This is a genomic window from Streptomyces rhizoryzae (genome assembly GCF_023155275.1).
Classification (GTDB): Bacteria; Actinomycetota; Actinomycetes; order Streptomycetales; family Streptomycetaceae; genus Streptomyces; species Streptomyces rhizoryzae.
The window spans coordinates 57,793-72,906 of record NZ_JALMUV010000013.1 but is presented as its reverse complement, the minus strand read 5'-3'; the positions used below and the strand labels follow the sequence as shown (position 1 = coordinate 72,906).

12 protein-coding genes and 2 tRNA genes are annotated in these 15,114 nt (G+C 72.9%); 9 read left to right on the top strand and 5 right to left on the bottom strand.

Annotated elements, in window-relative coordinates; translation table 11 throughout:
* The first annotated feature begins 148 nt into the window (after nt 1-148).
* The 4 genes from MUU72_RS13325 to MUU72_RS13310 all read left to right on the top strand — a co-directional run bounded on the left by MUU72_RS13325 (nt 149) and on the right by MUU72_RS13310 (nt 3,505).
* Complete coding sequence (locus tag MUU72_RS13325) at nt 149-1,297, top strand: SDR family oxidoreductase (RefSeq protein WP_248013415.1); 1,149 nt, start codon at nt 149-151, stop codon at nt 1,295-1,297.
* 106 nt (nt 1,298-1,403) lie between these two features.
* Nucleotides 1,404-1,883 carry a molybdenum cofactor biosynthesis protein MoaE gene (locus tag MUU72_RS13320; protein ID WP_248013414.1) on the top strand — a complete coding sequence of 160 codons (480 nt, stop codon included), beginning with the start codon at nt 1,404-1,406 and terminating at the stop codon, nt 1,881-1,883.
* Nucleotides 1,884-2,117: 234 nt separating this feature from the next.
* Nucleotides 2,118-2,321 carry a hypothetical protein gene (locus MUU72_RS13315; protein ID WP_248013413.1) on the top strand — a complete coding sequence of 68 codons (204 nt, stop codon included), beginning with the start codon at nt 2,118-2,120 and terminating at the stop codon, nt 2,319-2,321.
* Between the two features lie 89 nt (nt 2,322-2,410).
* Nucleotides 2,411-3,505 (top strand): YlbL family protein, encoded by a 1,095-nt coding sequence (locus MUU72_RS13310; protein ID WP_248013412.1) that lies wholly within the window; start codon nt 2,411-2,413, stop codon nt 3,503-3,505.
* Nucleotides 3,506-3,558: 53 nt separating this feature from the next.
* Here MUU72_RS13310 and MUU72_RS13305 read toward each other — a convergent pair whose 3' ends face one another.
* Nucleotides 3,559-4,113: a PPA1309 family protein gene (locus tag MUU72_RS13305; RefSeq protein ID WP_248013411.1), complete on the bottom strand. Its 555-nt coding sequence runs from the start codon at nt 4,111-4,113 to the stop codon at nt 3,559-3,561.
* 136 nt (nt 4,114-4,249) lie between these two features.
* Between MUU72_RS13305 and MUU72_RS13300 the strand changes: the two genes are divergently transcribed.
* The 4 genes from MUU72_RS13300 to MUU72_RS13285 all read left to right on the top strand — a co-directional run bounded on the left by MUU72_RS13300 (nt 4,250) and on the right by MUU72_RS13285 (nt 9,562).
* The gene (locus MUU72_RS13300) at nt 4,250-7,144 is read left to right on the top strand and encodes a UPF0182 family membrane protein (protein ID WP_248013482.1); all 2,895 of its coding nucleotides are present in this window, start codon (nt 4,250-4,252) and stop codon (nt 7,142-7,144) included.
* Between the two features lie 110 nt (nt 7,145-7,254).
* Nucleotides 7,255-7,328 (top strand) — tRNA-Met (locus MUU72_RS13295).
* Between the two features lie 209 nt (nt 7,329-7,537).
* A complete protein-coding gene (locus MUU72_RS13290; protein WP_248013410.1) occupies nt 7,538-9,373 on the top strand; it encodes a tetratricopeptide repeat protein in 1,836 nt (611 codons plus the stop codon).
* Between the two features lie 115 nt (nt 9,374-9,488).
* Nucleotides 9,489-9,562, top strand: a tRNA-Met gene (locus MUU72_RS13285).
* A 95-nt stretch (nt 9,563-9,657) separates the two neighbouring features.
* On the opposite strand, the gene MUU72_RS13280 is transcribed toward MUU72_RS13285, so the two are convergent.
* The 4 genes from MUU72_RS13280 to MUU72_RS13265 form a co-directional block, all read right to left on the bottom strand.
* On the bottom strand, nt 9,658-10,815 hold the full coding sequence (locus MUU72_RS13280) for an ABC transporter substrate-binding protein (protein WP_248013409.1): 1,158 nt from the start codon (nt 10,813-10,815) through the stop codon (nt 9,658-9,660).
* 73 nt (nt 10,816-10,888) lie between these two features.
* Complete coding sequence (locus tag MUU72_RS13275; RefSeq protein WP_248013408.1) at nt 10,889-11,758, bottom strand: ABC transporter permease; 870 nt, start codon at nt 11,756-11,758, stop codon at nt 10,889-10,891.
* Nucleotides 11,755-12,519, bottom strand: coding sequence for an ABC transporter ATP-binding protein (locus MUU72_RS13270; protein WP_248013481.1), 765 nt, complete (start codon nt 12,517-12,519; stop codon nt 11,755-11,757). Before MUU72_RS13270 ends, MUU72_RS13275 begins: the two co-directional genes overlap by 4 nt.
* Before the next feature lie 395 nt (nt 12,520-12,914).
* On the bottom strand, nt 12,915-13,334 hold the full coding sequence (locus MUU72_RS13265) for a Fur family transcriptional regulator (RefSeq protein ID WP_248013407.1): 420 nt from the start codon (nt 13,332-13,334) through the stop codon (nt 12,915-12,917).
* Between the two features lie 159 nt (nt 13,335-13,493).
* On the opposite strand from MUU72_RS13265, the gene MUU72_RS13260 reads away from it, so the two are divergent.
* The gene (locus tag MUU72_RS13260) at nt 13,494-14,957 is read left to right on the top strand and encodes a catalase (RefSeq protein ID WP_248013406.1); all 1,464 of its coding nucleotides are present in this window, start codon (nt 13,494-13,496) and stop codon (nt 14,955-14,957) included.
* Nucleotides 14,958-15,114 lie beyond the last annotated feature (157 nt).

Below are 15,114 nucleotides of genomic sequence, written 5' to 3'. Positions count from 1 at the left end.
CGGCTGCCCGACATCACCTCCAGCGTAGACACTCGCGCCGCCCTGGGGCTCGGTGCTTCGCTGTCGCGGTGGCTGCGGCAGGATGGACGCCACCTGGTGCGGGCCCGTACGACGGGCCCGCACTGAAGACAACCGCTGGAGACGCCCGGTGAGTTCCCCAGATCCGACCGTTCGCGCAGCGCGAAACGCTGCCGCCACCGCCGAGAAGGCCGACCACGCCGTGAGCGGCGCCGGCCGGCCGCTGCGCCGCCCCGTCGTCGCCGTCACCGGAGCCGCCTCCGGGGTCGGCGCGCTGCTCACCCGTGCCCTGGCCGCGTCCGACGAGGTCAAGGAGGTGGTGGCCATCGACGAGCGGCCCGGTGACGTCGCCGAGGCCCGGTGGCACGTCCTGGACGTCCGCGACCCCGCCATCGCCGACAAACTGCGCGGAACGGACGTCGTCGTCCATCTCGCGCTCGACCTCGACCTGGAGACCGACGCCGCCGCCCGCACCGCGTACAACGTCCGCGGCACCCAGACCGTGCTGACCGCCGCGGCGGCCGCCGGCGTCCACCGGGTGGTGCTGTGCACCTCCGCGATGGTCTACGGGGCACTGCCCGACAACGATGTTCCGCTGGCCGAGGACGCCGAGCTGCGCGCCACCGCGGACGCCACCGGCGTCGGCGACCTGCTGGAGATCGAGCACCTGGCCCGCCGCGCCCCGCGCGCCCACCCCGGCCTGAACGTCACCGTGCTGCGCCCGGCCGTCCTGGTGGGCGGTACCGACACCGCGCTGACCCGCTACTTCGAGTCGCCGCGCCTCCTGGTCGTCGCCGGGTCCCGCCCGGCCTGGCAGTTCTGCCACGTGGAGGACCTGGTCAGCGCCCTGGAGTACGCCGCCCTGGAGAAGGTCGACGGGGAGCTGGCGGTGGGCTGCGACGGCTGGCTGGAGCAGGAGGAGGTCGAGGAGCTGTCCGGTATCCGGCGCATGGAGCTGCCGTCCTCGGTGGCGCTGGGCGCCGCCGCCCGCCTCCACCGGATCGGCCTGACCCCCTCGCCCGCCGGGGACCTCGCGTACACCATGCACCCCTGGGTGGTCAGCGGCAGCCGGCTGCACGACGCGGGCTGGCGGCCCCGGTGGACGAACGAGGAGGTGCTCGCCGAGCTGCTGGAGGAGGTCGCCGGACGGCACACCGTCGCCGGCCGCCGGCTCGGCCGCAAGGACGCCACCGCCGCGGGCGCCGCCGGCGCGACGGTCGCCCTGCTGGGCACCGCGGCCCTGGTCCGCCGCGCCCGCAAGGCCCGCCGCCGCCTCTGAGCGCCCCGCCCGGCCCGGAGGACTGTACGAGCCTCCATACGGGGCCGCGGACGCCCGGTGGAAACGGCCATTCCCCGCGGCCCTCCCGGTACGGCACGATGGGACCATGTCTGGCACGCATTCCCGTCCGTCCACCGGCCGCGACCACCCTGGCGAGCAGGGCGCCGAGGACCCCATCCGCCTGCTGGCGATCCGCGACACCGCGCTGTCCGTGGACGAGGTCTTCGCGGCCGTCGGGGACCGGGCGGCGGGCGGTACGGCGCTCTTCGTCGGCACCGTCCGCTCGCACGACGGCGGCTCCGACGTCGACGGCCTGGGCTACTCCGCGCACCCGTCCGCCGAGGAGGAGCTGCGCCGGGTCGCCGAGAAGGTCGTCGCCGACTACCCGGTCCGCGCGCTGGCCGCCGTCCACCGGGTGGGCGAGCTGGCCATCGGCGAGCTGGCCGTGGTCGTCGCGGTCTCCTGCCCCCACCGGGCCGAGGCGTTCGCGGCCTGCCGCAAGCTCATCGACGACCTCAAGCACGAGGTCCCCATCTGGAAGCACCAGACCTTCTCGGACGGCACCGAAGAATGGGTCGGCGCGTAGCGCCGTCTTCCGGGGGTGGTGGTCGGGTGACGGGCGGGCGGGTCGGCGTGTAGCGCCGTCTTCCGGTGATCGTGTGGACGTCGCCTCCTGACGGCCGCCCCGCGCCCCCGCTTGCGGCCGAACCGGTACGTCGTGTTCCGGTTGCGTAACCCGCTCCCCGGCACCAGCGTTGACCGGGCGGATGGTTAATCTGCTTATTCGTCGAACGCGGGCGCACGGTGGAGGGAGGTCGCCATGGGAGCGCTCCTCTGGCTGCTGATTCCGGTTCTGGCCGGGCTGGCCGCTGCCCTGTGGAGCAGCTGGACCCTGCGCAACCGCAGGACCGGGGACGTCGCGGAGCTGGCCGGCTACGCCCGCTTCCGCGCCGCGATGGAGAAGCAGCACACCACCCCTGCCCCCACCGCGACCGCCCCCGAGCACGCCTCCGACCCGGCCTGACGCCCGGCGTGCCGGACCGCCGCCGGCCGCCGGACCCGTACGGACGGCCCCGCGGGCCGGTTGTCATACCCGTCCCGTACTGTCGTTCCATGCCACGCCGCACCGCGACGCTGCTCGCCTCGACCCTGATGCTGATCGCGCTGCTCTGCGCCGGTGTGCTGATTCCCGTGCCGTACGCGGAGATGTCCCCGGGGCCGACGGTCAACACGCTCGGTGAGCACAACGGCGAGCCGGTCCTCCAGATCTCCGGCCGGAAGACGTACCCGACGACCGGCAATCTGAACATGACCACCGTCCGGGTCACCGGCCCGGACTACCGCATGAACCTCTTCGAGGCGGTCTACGGCTGGCTGGACCCGGACAGCGCGGTGGTGCCGCACAAGACGCTCTACCCCGAGGGGCAGACCGCCGAGCAGGCCGACCAGCAGAACGCCGAGGAGTTCAGCCAGTCCCAGGAGAGCGCGAAGGCCGCGGCGCTCAAGCAGCTGCACATCCCGGTCGCCACCCAGACCGTCGTCGGCACCGTGGTGAAGGGCAAGCCGGCCGACGGGCTGCTGCACGCCGGCGACGTGATCAAGGCGGTGGACGGCCAGGAGGTCCGCCAGGCCGGCGACGTGGCCAAGCTCGTCACCCGCCACAAGCCGGGCCAGAAGGTGGTCTTCACCGTCATCCCGGCCAAGGAGGCGGCCGCGGCGGAGAAGCAGGGCCGGCGGCCCGAGGGCCCCGCCAAGCAGGTCTCGATCACCACCGCCGCGGACGGCGGCCGCGCCATCGTGGGCATCCAGGCCCAGGTGGACCACATCTTCCCGTTCCCCATCGACGTCAAGCTCGCCGACGTCGGCGGCCCCAGCGCCGGACTGATGTTCGCGCTCGGCATCGTCGACAAGCTCACCCCGGGTGGCGACCTGACGGGCGGCAAGTTCGTCGCCGGGACGGGCACCATCGACGAGCAGGGCAAGGTCGGCCCGATCGGCGGCATCTCGATGAAGACGATCGGTGCGCGGGACAAGGGCGCCCAGTTCTTCCTGACGCCCAAGGACAACTGCGCCGCCGCCGCCAAGGACACCCCCGGCGGCCTGCGGCTGGTCAAGGTCGGCTCCATAGGGGACGCCGTGCAGGCCCTGGAGAAGATCCGCAAGAACGACCTCGCCGGCCTGCGGAGCTGCGGCCCGGCCGGCCGGTAGCCGGCCGGTAGCGCGCCGGCGGGCGGACCGCCGGCCCGCCCGCCCGGCACGGGTCACTCCTCGAAGGTCGCCGCCAGCGCGTCCGCGAGGCCCGGGACCAGCGCCTTGCCGGTCAGCACCTCGGACGTGGAGTCCTTCTCCCGCAGCCGCAGCGCCGACTCCCGGGAGCCGTCCCGCAGGACGGCCACCGTCATCCGGACCTCCTGCCGGTCGGGGTGCTCGGCCACCCACGCGGCGAGCTGCTTCTCGGTCATGCCCGCCGGCTCGGCGTCCTCGGCGGAGGGCGGGAGCATCAGCCGCTCCACGGTCAGCGCGCAGCCGGTGACGGCGTCCGGCCAGGCGATGGTGGCGAGGAACTCGTCCAGCGGGGCGCCGGCCGGGATCTCGTCCTGCTCGATGGGGGTCAGGGAACTTCCGGTGGAGTCGTCGATGCCGAGCTGCGCGGCGAGCGCGGGCTCCTGCTCACGGAGCTTGACGGTGTCGACGAGGGCGAACAAACGGGCGGGCTGGTCCCAGCCGAGCCCGGCGGCGTACTCGTCGATTTCGAGCACGGCGCGGGTCAGCGGGTCGGCGGCGAGGGGGGTGCCGTCAACGGGGAGGTTGGTCATGTCCAACATCGTGCCCTGTGAACCCCGGAAATCGGGAACCGAGTAAAGCCGTCGTAAGTTGCATCACTGGGTCCTACTATCGCCGGGCCTGCTCCACACGACAGCGAACTTCGAGGTGCGCACCTTGGCTTTCCAGATGCCGGACCGCGGCGGAGGCCCCACCGGGCCGCGGATCAGAGTCGGCCGACCGTCGCGGCGGTTCCGAACCCTGCTCATGACGCTGGGCGTACTGGCCGTGCTGGCCATGCTCTTCGTGATGTTCTCGGGGTTCTGGACCGACTGGCTCTGGTACCGCTCGGTCCACTTCTCCTCGGTCTTCACCACCACCCTGTGGACCAAGATCGGTCTGTTCTTCGCCTTCGGCGCCGTGATGGCGGTGGCCGTGGGCCTCAACATCTGGCTGGCGCACCGGTTGCGGCCGCCGCTCAGCGCGATGTCCATGGAGCAGCAGAGCCTGGACCGCTACCGCATGGGCATCGCCCCGTTCAAGAAGTGGGCGCTGGTCGCGGTCACCGCGGTGATCGGCCTGATCGCCGGGGCCTCGGCCTCCGGTGAGTGGCGCACCTGGCTCCAGTGGGTCAACGGCGTCCCGTTCGGCACGACGGACCCGCAGTTCCACAAGGACGTCTCGTTCTACGCCTTCGACCTGCCCTGGTACCGCTTCCTGTTGAGCTTCGGCTTCGCCTGCACGGTGCTCTCCCTGGTGGCCGCGGCCCTCACCCACTACCTCTACGGCGGGCTGCGGCTGACCAGCCCCGGTTCGCGGGCCACCGCCGCCGCCACCGGCCATCTCTCGGTGCTGCTGGGCGTGTTCGTCTCGCTCAAGGCGGTCGCGTACTGGCTCGACCGGTACGGCCTGGCGGTGAAGTCCAGCGGTCTGAAGTCGGCCGACAACTGGACCGGTCTGCGCTACGTCGATGCCAACGCCTACCTCCCCGCGAAGACCATCCTGTTCTTCATCGCGGCGATCTGCGCGGTGCTGTTCTTCGCCACCCTCTGGCGCCGCACCTGGCAGCTGCCGGTGATCGGCTTCGGCCTGATGGTGCTCTCCGCCGTCCTGATCGGCGGGCTGTACCCGGCGATCGTCCAGAAGTTCCAGGTCCAGCCGAACGAGCAGGCCAAGGAAGCGCCGTACATCGCGCAGAACATCAAGGCGACCCGGGACGCGTACGACATCCGGGACGCCGAGGTGAAGCCCTACAAGGGCGACTACAAGCCCGGGTCCGACGGGGACAAGCAGCGGCTGCGGGACGCCGCCGACAGCACCGCCAGCATGCGGCTGCTCGACCCGAACGTGGTCTCCCCGGCCTTCCAGCAACAGCAGCAGGTGCGGTCCTACTACCAGTTCCCGTCCACCCTGGACGTCGACCGGTACAAGGACAAGGACGGCAAGGAGCAGGACACCGTCATCGGCCTGCGCGAGCTCAACATCGCCGGCATCCCCGAGCGCAACTGGATCAACGACCACTTCAAGTACACCCACGGCTACGGCGCGGTGACCGCCAAGGGCACCGAGACCGCCGAGGGCGGCGGCCCCGCCTACACCGAGGCCAACCTCCCCTCCCGCGGCCAGCTCCCGACGTACGAACAGCGCGTCTACTACGGCGAGAAGACCACCCAGTACTCCATCGTGGGCGGCCCGCAGAAGGAGCTGGACTACTCCGACGACAGCGGTGAGAAGAGCTACCGCTACCGGGGCAAGAGCGGGGTCAGCCTGTCCAACCCGCTCAACCGCGCCGCCTACGCGGTGGCGTTCGGCGAGCCGCAGATCCTCTACTCCGGCGCGATCGGCGACGGTTCGCGGATCCTGTACAACCGCACGCCCAAGGAGCGCGTCGAGTCCGTCGCACCCTGGCTGACCATCGACGGCGACGCCTACCCGGCGGTGATCGACGGCCGCATCCAGTGGATCGTGGACGCGTACACCACCAGCAACGGCTACCCGTATGCCTCCCGCACCACCCTGGGGGACAGCACCGCCGACTCGCTCACCAACGGCCAGCGGGCGGTGGTGGCCCAGCAGAACCAGGTCAACTACATCCGCAACTCCGTCAAGGCGACGGTCGACGCCTACGACGGCACGGTCAAGCTCTACCAGTGGGACACCAAGGACCCGGTCCTGAAGACCTGGATGAAGGCGTTCCCCGGCACGGTCGAGAAGAAGAGCGCCATCAGCCCGGACCTGCTGGCCCACCTGCGCTACCCGCAGGACCTCTTCAAGGTGCAGCGCCAGCTGCTGACCACGTACCACGTCACCGACCCGGACACCTTCTACACCGGTTCGGAGCGCTGGCAGATCCCCAGCGACCCGACCACCAAGTCGGGCAACGCGGTGCCGCCGTACTACCTCAGCATGAAGATGCCGGACCAGAAGGACCGGGCGTTCTCGCTGACGACCACCTTCACGCCCAACAAGAAGGACAACCTGGGCGCCTTCATGGCGGTCGACGCCGATGCGACGAGCGGCGACTACGGCCGGATCAGACTGCTGAAGCTGCCCGCGCAGACACCGGTGCCCGGCCCGCAGCTGGCCCAGTCGAAGTTCAACTCCGATCCTACGATCGCCAATGAGCTGAACATCCTGAAGAAGTTCGGCGACTCGGAGATCGAGTACGGCAACCTCCTGACCGTCCCGTTGGACGGCGGGCTGCTCTACGTCGAACCGGTCTATCTGCGCGGTGCCAACACCAACTACCCGCTGCTGAAGAAGGTGCTGGTCAGCTACGGCGACAGCAAGCCCGTCCTGGAGAACTCCCTGGGGGACGCGCTCGACGTCGTGTTCGGCAAGAAGGCGCCGAGCACCGGCGGCCAGACCCCGCCGCCCGGCGGCGGCCAGACCGGCGAGCAGCCGCCGCCGTCCGGCCAGACCGTCCAGCAGGCCCTGACGGACGCCGAGAAGGCGTACGACGAGGGCGAGCAGGCGCGGGTGGCGGGCGACTGGGCCGCGTACGGCGAGGCCCAGAAGAAGCTGAAGGCCGCGCTGGACCGGGCCGCCAAGGCGTCCGGGAAGGGCGGTGCGGCGGGCGGCTGAGCCGCCGCGGCGGGCCCCCGCCCCCGGTGACCGCCGGCCCGTGCCGGCGGTCACCGGGCACCGCGTGTCAACCACAGGCCCCGCGACGTGATACGTTGGAGTCACAACGACGCGGGGTGGAGCAGCTCGGTAGCTCGCTGGGCTCATAACCCAGAGGTCGCAGGTTCAAATCCTGTCCCCGCTACTGAAAAGACCAAGGCCCGGATTCCTTGAGAATCCGGGCCTTTGTCATGCGTTCGGGTCGAAGCCGCGGGACGGCGGGTCGGACAACCCCTGAGGGAAAGCGGTGTGCTTGAGTTTGGCATGTCGCCGTGTCGGGAAGTCGACAAACCGCTGTAGTGACCTCACCGGCTGCGGTATACCGGGTGTACGCGGGTTACAGGTGATGCGACGATGGTTCTTATGGGGGACAAGGCAAGGTTGTTGGAGACGGACCGGTTTGTGCAGGTGCCCGACGACGGGCGCGATTCCGACATGGCGATGGACGCGATGGAGGCCGACGGGACGGCCGAGGCGTCCGATGTGGTGACCGAGTCCGGCTACCGCCGCGCCGCCGAGGCGGGCGACACCGCCGCGATGAGTGCCCTGGGTGCGATGCTGCTGCGCCGCGCCGACCTCGACGGCGCCGAACCCCATCTGCGTTCCGCGGCCGCCGCCGGCGACCGGGCCGCGGCCAACAACCTCGGCGTCCTCCTGCACCAGCGGGGCTACGGCGAGGAGGCCGCCGGCTGGTGGCGGATCGCCGCGGTCGCCGGCTCCGCCGCCGCCGCGCACGCCCTGGGGCGGCACTACCGCGAGCGCGGTGACGAACCGGCCGCCGAGTACTGGCTGCGCCAGTCCGCCGAGTCCGGCCACTGCCTGGGCGCGTACGCGCTCGCCGACCTCCTGGAGCACCGCGGCGACATCGGCGCCGAGCGCTGGTTCCGGGCCGCCGCCGAGCGCGGCCACCGCGAGGCCGCGTACCGCCTGGCCCGGCTCATCGAGGACGGCCGGGACACCGACCGCCGCGCGGTGCCCGCCTACGGGGAGCTGACCCAGCAGGCCGAGGCCGAGCAGTGGTACCGCCAGGCCGCCGCGCGCGGCCACCGGCGGGCCGCGCTCCAGCTCGGCGCGCTGCTGGAGGAGCGCGGCGACCTCCAGGAGGCCGGCCGCTGGTACCTCTCCGCGGCCAAGGACGGCGAGGCCCGCGCGGCCTGCGCGCTGGGCTTCCTGCTGCGCGACGCCGGGGACGAGGAGAGCGCGGCGGAGTGGTGGCGCCGGGCCGCCCAGGACGGCGACGGCAACGCCGCCAACGCGCTGGGCGCGCTGCACGCCGACCGCGGGGAGCTCCAGACCGCCGAGCGCTGGTACCGCGCCGCCCTGGACGCCGGGGACGTCAACGGCGCCTACAACCTCGGCCTGCTCTGCGCCGAGCAGGGCCGCCCGGACCGGGGCGAGCAGTGGTACCGCCGCGCCGCCTACACGGGCCACCGGGAGGCCGCCAACGCGCTGGCCATCCTGCTGCTCCAGCGCGGCGACGCCTCCGGGGCCGAGCCGTGGTTCTCCAAGGCGGCCGAAGCGGGCAGCGTGGACGCCGCGTTCAACCTCGGCATCCTCTTCGCCGGCCGCGGCGAGGAGCGGCTGGCGCGCGCCTGGTACGAGCGGGCGGCGGCCGCCGGGCACACCGATGCCGCGCTCCAGGTCGCCATAGCGCAGCTGCGGGACGGCGACCTCGGTGGAGCGGAGCGGAACCTGCGCTGCGCGGCCGGGGGCGGCAGCGCGGAGGCCGCGTTCCGGCTCGCCGACCTGCTCGACCGCCGGGCCGCGGAGGCGGACGGCGAGCGGTCCGGGGACGACGAGAGCCGGCAGTGGTACGAGCGGGCGGCCCGGCAGGGGCACCGCCGGGCCCAGGTCCGGGTTGGCATGTTCGCGGCGGCTCGCGGGGACGCCACCGAGGCCGCGGCGTGGTACCGCGAGGCGGCCGAGGCCGGCAGCCGCAACGGCGCCTTCAACCTCGGGCTGCTGCTGGCCCGGGAGGGCAGCCTCCCGGAGGCCGCCCTGTGGTGGCAGCGGGCCGCCGAGCGCGGCCACGGCCGGGCGGCGCTGCGGCTGGCGCTGATCGCGGCCCGGCGCGGGGCGCTCGCCGAGGCGCAGCGGTGGTGCGCCCGGGCGGTGGAGCTGGGGCCGCCGGAGGTCGCCGAGCGGGCGGCCCGGCTGCGGACGGCGCTCCAGGAGGAGCTGAGCGCGTAACGGCGGCACGGGCCCGCGGGCCCGTGCCCGGGGGCGGCCCGCCCGCCCCGCTCCTGGGCCGCCGGAACGGATTTGCGCTGGTCGTCGCGGTGGGGTTAAAGTTGAGACACAACGACGCGGGGTGGAGCAGCTCGGTAGCTCGCTGGGCTCATAACCCAGAGGTCGCAGGTTCAAATCCTGTCCCCGCTACTGCAAGCCGAAGGCCCGGATCCCAGGATCCGGGCCTTCGGTGTTTCCGCGCTCCGGTCGCCGGGGCCCCGGCCGCCGCGGTCCGGTGCGGCGGCTCACATCCGGTGCCCGACCGCCTCCGCGTACAGCCGGCGGTCGACGAGCCGGTTCTCCGGCAGCGGATCGCCCTTGACCACCCCCGCGTCCCGGTAGGCCCGCTGGAGGCGGTCGGTGGTGCCCTTCCTGATCTCCCAGTCCATCCGGAGCGCCGGCACCGCCTCCAGGACCGCCCGGTCCACGCCCAGCAGCCGCGCCAGCTCACCGGTGAACGCCTTGTCCGCCTTGTAATCGCCGGCGAAGTAGGTGTTGACGGTGCGGACGTAGGCGCGCAGGAGGGCGACGCCGGCGTCCGGGTCCTTCGTCAGGAGGTTCGGGCCGTACAGCGCGCCGCCGAGCGGTTCGCCCTGCGGCTGGCCGCCGAGGAACGCGTACCGGGCGCTGCCGTCGACCTGGCGCCATACGGGGTCGAGCAGCCAGGCCGAGTCCACCCCGCCGCCGGTCAGCGCGGTGAGGACGTCGGCCGGGCCGAGCTGCCGGAAGGTGACCGCGTCCAGGGCGGCGCCGTGTGCGGCGAACGCCCTGGCCATCGGGTACATGATCACCGAACCCTTGCCGATCATGGTGCCCAGCGTGGTGCCCTTGAGGGAGACCGCCGAGGCGCGCTCCCCGTTCTCGATCCGCACCCACAGGCCGCTGCGGGAACCCGGGGCGGGGGAGAAGTTCCCGGCCACCCAGCGGATGTCGAAGCCGCCGTGCACGCCGTTGACCACGGCCGCCTCGGGGGCCGCCCACAGCGCGTCCAGCTCGCCCCGGGCCAGCAGCGGCAGGGCGTCCGGGGTCGGCAGCACCTTGAGCCGGACGTCCAGGCCCTCCTTGCGGAACTCGCCCTTGGCCAGGGCGACCCGCAGCGGTGCGGTGTACTCGGCGGTGAGGGTGCCGGTGGCGATCGTCAGGGTGCGGTGCCCGGTGAGCGGGACGGGGGCCGGGGCCCCTCTGGCGCAGCGGGCCGGGGCGCGCCCGGGGGAGAGGTCGGCGGGGTCGGTCCAGGAAGAGGCGCCGCAGCCGCGTACGGGCTTGATGGTGCGGGGCGCGGCGGGGGCGGCGGTGTCCGGCCCGGCCGCGCAGCCCGCGCTGAGGGCCAGGGCGGCGGCCAGGACGGCGGTGGTACGGCGGGTGCGGGGACGGCGGGCGGGACGGCGGGGGCGGGTGCGCATGGGACCTCCGTGCGGGCCGGTGTACCGGGGATCGGGGGCCTGGGGGTGCCCGGGGCGGCGTACGGGCGGGGCGTCAGCTCTGGCCGCGGCCGCGGTCGCGCGGCGCCCACGGGGTGAGCAACCGCCCGGCCAGCCGCACCAGTTCGGAGAAGACCACCCCCAGGACGGCGACGCAGACGATGCCGGTGAACATCACGTCGTTCTGGAACAGCGCCCGGGAGTCGAAGATCAGGTGGCCGAGTCCGTCGGCCGCGGCGATCTGCTCCGAGGCGACGATCACCAGGACGGCGACCCCCGCGGCGATCCGCGCGCCCACGAGGACGGCGGGCAGCGACGCGGGCAGCAGGACGTGCCGGAACATCTGCCACCGGTTCGCGCCGAAGACCCGGCCGGCGTCCCGGTGGCCGTCCGGTACGGCGAGCACCGCGGCCATCGTGGAGATCCACACGAAGAAGAAGACGGTGGCGGCCACCAGGGCGATCTGCGGGCCCTCGCCGAGCCCGAACATGTTGAGGAAGACCGGCAGCAGGGCCAGTTTGGGGACCACGTACAGGGCGTCCAGGAGCGGCTCCAGGGCGGCCCGGACCAGGGAGAGCGAGCCCATCAGCAGGCCCAGCAGGTAGCCGCCGGCGGTGCCGGCGGCGTAACCGGCGAGCACCCGCTGGAGCGTGGCGCGGACATCCGGCCACAGGTCGCCGGCGAGCGCCCGGTGCCAGCCGTCCGCGAGGATCGTGCCGGGCGCGGGGTAGACCCGGGCGTCGATCCAGGAGCGGGCCGCGGCCAGCTGCCACCACAGGACCAGCAGCAGCGGGACGGCGACCGCGAGGGCGACTTCGAGGGCGCGCCGGCGGCGGTGGGCGCGGTCCGGCCGCAGCTCCCGGGGGCCGGGCCGGCGGACCACCACGCGGTCGGGGCCGGGTCTGTCCGTCCGGTCGGCGGTCATGCGGGCGTGGCCCCCTCGGGGTCGGTGGCGTCCCGGCCGGCGACCTCGCCGCGCAGCAGCTCCCACAACTCGGCCTTGAGCGCGGCGAATGCGGGGGTGGCGCGGACCTCTCCGGTGCGCGAGCGGGGGAACGGCGGGCGGCGCTCGGCGATGATCCGGCCGGGCCGGGCGGACATCACCAGGACCCGGTCGCCGAGGACCAGGGCCTCTTCGAGGCTGTGGGTGATGAAGAGGGTGGTGGTGCGGGTGGTCTGGGTGAGGGCGAGCAGTTCGTCCTGGAGGAGGGTCCGCAGCTGGGCGTCCAGGGCGGCGAACGGCTCGTCCATCAGCAGGAGGCCGGGTTCGACGGCCAGGGCGCGGGCGAGCGCGACGCGCTGCCGCATCCCGCCGGAGAGAGCGGACGGATAGGCGCCGGCGAAGTCGGCGAGCCCCGTCCGGGCCAGCCAGGACCGGGCGCGCCGGTCGGCCTCCCTGCGGGGCACGCGCTGGATGTCGAGGCCGAAGCGGACGTTGGCCAGGACGGTCTTCCAGTCGTAGATGCCGTAGTCCTGGAAGATCATCGCGGTCGGGCGGCCGGCGCCGGTCCGCAGCTCCAGCTCCCCGGCGCTGGGCCGCACCAGGCCCGCCGCGATCCGCAGCAGGGTGGATTTGCCGCAGCCGGAGGGCCCGACCACGCACACGAACTCCCCGGCGGCGATCTCGGCGTCCACCGGTCCGAGCGCGGCCAGTGCGGTGCGGCCCCGGCCGAACGTCCGCGCCAGGTTGCGGGCGCGGAGGGCCGGGGCGGGCGGGGACGGCGGGGTGCGGGGGCCGGGGTGCGGGGGCGGTCCGGCGGGGGTGGAGGACGGGGGCGTCGGGGCGGGGGACGGGTGCGGCTCTCCCACGGGGGCTCCTCGCGGAGTGCGGACGGCGTGCCGCCGGGGCCGGCCGGTGGCCCGGGTGCCCCGGGGTGCGGCCGGCCCCGATGGCCGAAAAGCGCGCTGCACCGACGATATGACGGGTCGTCAGATACCGGCAAGGGGTGTGCGCGGGCGGGGTTCGCGGGCCGCCGGACATGGCGAAGCGCCGCCGGGCGCTCCTGCGGAGGGGCCGGGCGGTCGCCGGGGGAGGGGGTGCGGCTGACCGGTGCGCGGCCCGGACGGGGGCCGGGCCGGGGTCAGGCGGCGGCGGTGCAGTTGGGGCAGATGCCCCGGTAGGTCACCGTGACCTCGGAGACCTCGAAGCCGTAGCGCTCGGGCTCGGGCAGTGCGGAGAGCGGGTCGCCGTGCAGGTGGACGTCGCGGATGGTGCCGCAGCGCGAGCAGACGAGGTGCTGGTGGTCGTGGTGGGCGTTCGGGTCGTAGCGCTTGGCGCGGCCGTCGGTGCTCACCTCGATCACCTCGCCGAGCGAGACCAGCTCGCCGAGGGTGTTGTAGACCGTGGCGCGGGAGATCTCGGGGAGGCGTTCGGACGCCTTGGCGTGGACTTCGTCGGCGGTGTAGTGGACGTGGTCCCCGTCCAGGACCTCGGCGACGACGCGGCGCTGTGCGGTCAGCCGCCAGCCGCGTCCCCGGAGTCGTTCGAGCAGGTCACTCATGCCAATCACCTATCAGTCAGATAGACACCAGGGTAGCAGCGGTGGTCCATCACCGGATCGGGTACGACTTTCGGTCACTTCTTGACTTAGACACTGTCCAATGTAGGATCGGGCTCGGCGAAAGCCAAGGGCAGGTGGAGAAGACATCAGGAGGCGCACGTGTCGGTAGAGAGCATCACCGGACCGCTGACCACGGAGACCGGTGCCCCGGTCGCGGACAACCAGAACAGCGAGACGGCCGGCGTCGGGGGTCCCGGTCTCATCCAGGACCAGCTCCTCATCGAGAAGCTCGCGCACTTCAACCGCGAGCGCATCCCGGAGCGCATCGTGCACGCCCGGGGCGCCGGCGCGTACGGCACCTTCACCGTCACCGCGGACGTGACGCAGTACACCCGCGCGAAGTTCCTCTCCGAGATCGGCAAGCAGACCGAGGTCTTCCTGCGCTTCTCGACCGTCGCGGGCAACCTCGGCGCGGCCGACGCGGTGCGCGACCCCCGCGGCTTCGCGCTGAAGTTCTACACCGAAGAGGGCAACTACGACCTCGTCGGCAACAACACCCCGGTGTTCTTCATCAAGGACGCCATCAAGTTCCCCGACTTCATCCACACCCAGAAGCGCGACCCGTACACCGGCTCGCAGGAGGCGGACAACGTCTGGGACTTCTGGAGCCTGTCGCCCGAGGCCACCCACCAGGTGACCTGGCTGTTCGGCGACCGCGGCATCCCGGCCTCCTACCGCCACATGGACGGCTTCGGCTCGCACACCTTCCAGTGGAACAACGAGGCGGGCGAGGTCTTCTGGGTCAAGTACCACTTCAAGACCGACCAGGGCATCAAGAACCTCACCCAGGCCGAGGCCAACAAGCTCGCCGGCGAGGACCCGGACAGCCACCAGCGCGATCTGCGCGAGTCGATCGAGCGCGGGGAGTTCCCGAGCTGGACGGTCCAGGTCCAGATCATGCCGGCGGCCGACGCCGCCTCCTACCGCTTCAACCCGTTCGACCTGACCAAGGTCTGGCCGCACGCGGACTACCCGCCGATCGAGATCGGCAAGCTGGAGCTCAACCGCAACCCGGAGAACATCTTCGCCGAGGTCGAGCAGTCGATCTTCTCCCCGCACCACTTCGTGCCGGGCATCGGCCCGTCCCCCGACAAGATGCTCCAGGGCCGCCTGTTCGCGTACGGCGACGCGCACCGCTACCGCGTCGGCATCAACGCCGACCACCTGCCGGTGAACCGCCCGCACGCCACCGAGGCGCGCTCCCACGGCCGCGACGGCGTGCTCTACGACGGCCGCCACGGCCGCCAGAAGAACTACGAGCCGAACAGCTTCGGCGGTCCGACCGAGACCGGCCGGCCGCTGTGGCAGCCGTTCGCGGTGACCGGCCAGACCGGCGAGAGCGCGGCCCCGGTGCACGCCGAGGACAACGACTTCGTCCAGGCCGGCAACCTCTACCGCCTGATGACCGAGGACGAGAAGGAGCGCCTGATCAACAACCTGGCGGGCTTCATCGCCAAGGTCTCCCGCGACGACATCGTCCAGCGCGCGATCGAGAACTTCCGCCAGGCGGACGCGGACTACGGCAAGCGGCTGGAGGCCGCGGTCCAGGCCCTGCGCGGCTGACGGTCCCGCGCGGCGCGCCGCCGTCCCCGCGGGGCCGGCGGTCCGCCGCGCGGTGGCCGCTGCCGCCGCTTGCCGTACATGCCGAAGAGGCCGGATGCCGCTGGGGCTCCGGCCTCTTCGTGCGTCCGCCCGCCCGCGTGCGCTACGGGGCGTACGC

What these genes read in the sequence shown, in the direction of transcription:
- MUU72_RS13275 (WP_248013408.1), bottom strand. Translation starts at nt 11,758, where the DNA reads ATGACCGCCGACCGGACGGACAGACCCGGCCCCGACCGCGTGGTGGTC.
- MUU72_RS13300 (WP_248013482.1), top strand. Translation starts at nt 4,250, where the DNA reads ATGCCGGACCGCGGCGGAGGCCCCACCGGGCCGCGGATCAGAGTCGGC.
- MUU72_RS13305 (WP_248013411.1), bottom strand. Translation starts at nt 4,113, where the DNA reads ATGACCAACCTCCCCGTTGACGGCACCCCCCTCGCCGCCGACCCGCTG.
- MUU72_RS13315 (WP_248013413.1), top strand. Translation starts at nt 2,118, where the DNA reads ATGGGAGCGCTCCTCTGGCTGCTGATTCCGGTTCTGGCCGGGCTGGCC.
- MUU72_RS13265 (WP_248013407.1), bottom strand. Translation starts at nt 13,334, where the DNA reads ATGAGTGACCTGCTCGAACGACTCCGGGGACGCGGCTGGCGGCTGACC.
- MUU72_RS13320 (WP_248013414.1), top strand. Translation starts at nt 1,404, where the DNA reads ATGTCTGGCACGCATTCCCGTCCGTCCACCGGCCGCGACCACCCTGGC.
- MUU72_RS13280 (WP_248013409.1), bottom strand. Translation starts at nt 10,815, where the DNA reads ATGCGCACCCGCCCCCGCCGTCCCGCCCGCCGTCCCCGCACCCGCCGT.
- MUU72_RS13310 (WP_248013412.1), top strand. Translation starts at nt 2,411, where the DNA reads ATGCCACGCCGCACCGCGACGCTGCTCGCCTCGACCCTGATGCTGATC.
- MUU72_RS13290 (WP_248013410.1), top strand. Translation starts at nt 7,538, where the DNA reads ATGGTTCTTATGGGGGACAAGGCAAGGTTGTTGGAGACGGACCGGTTT.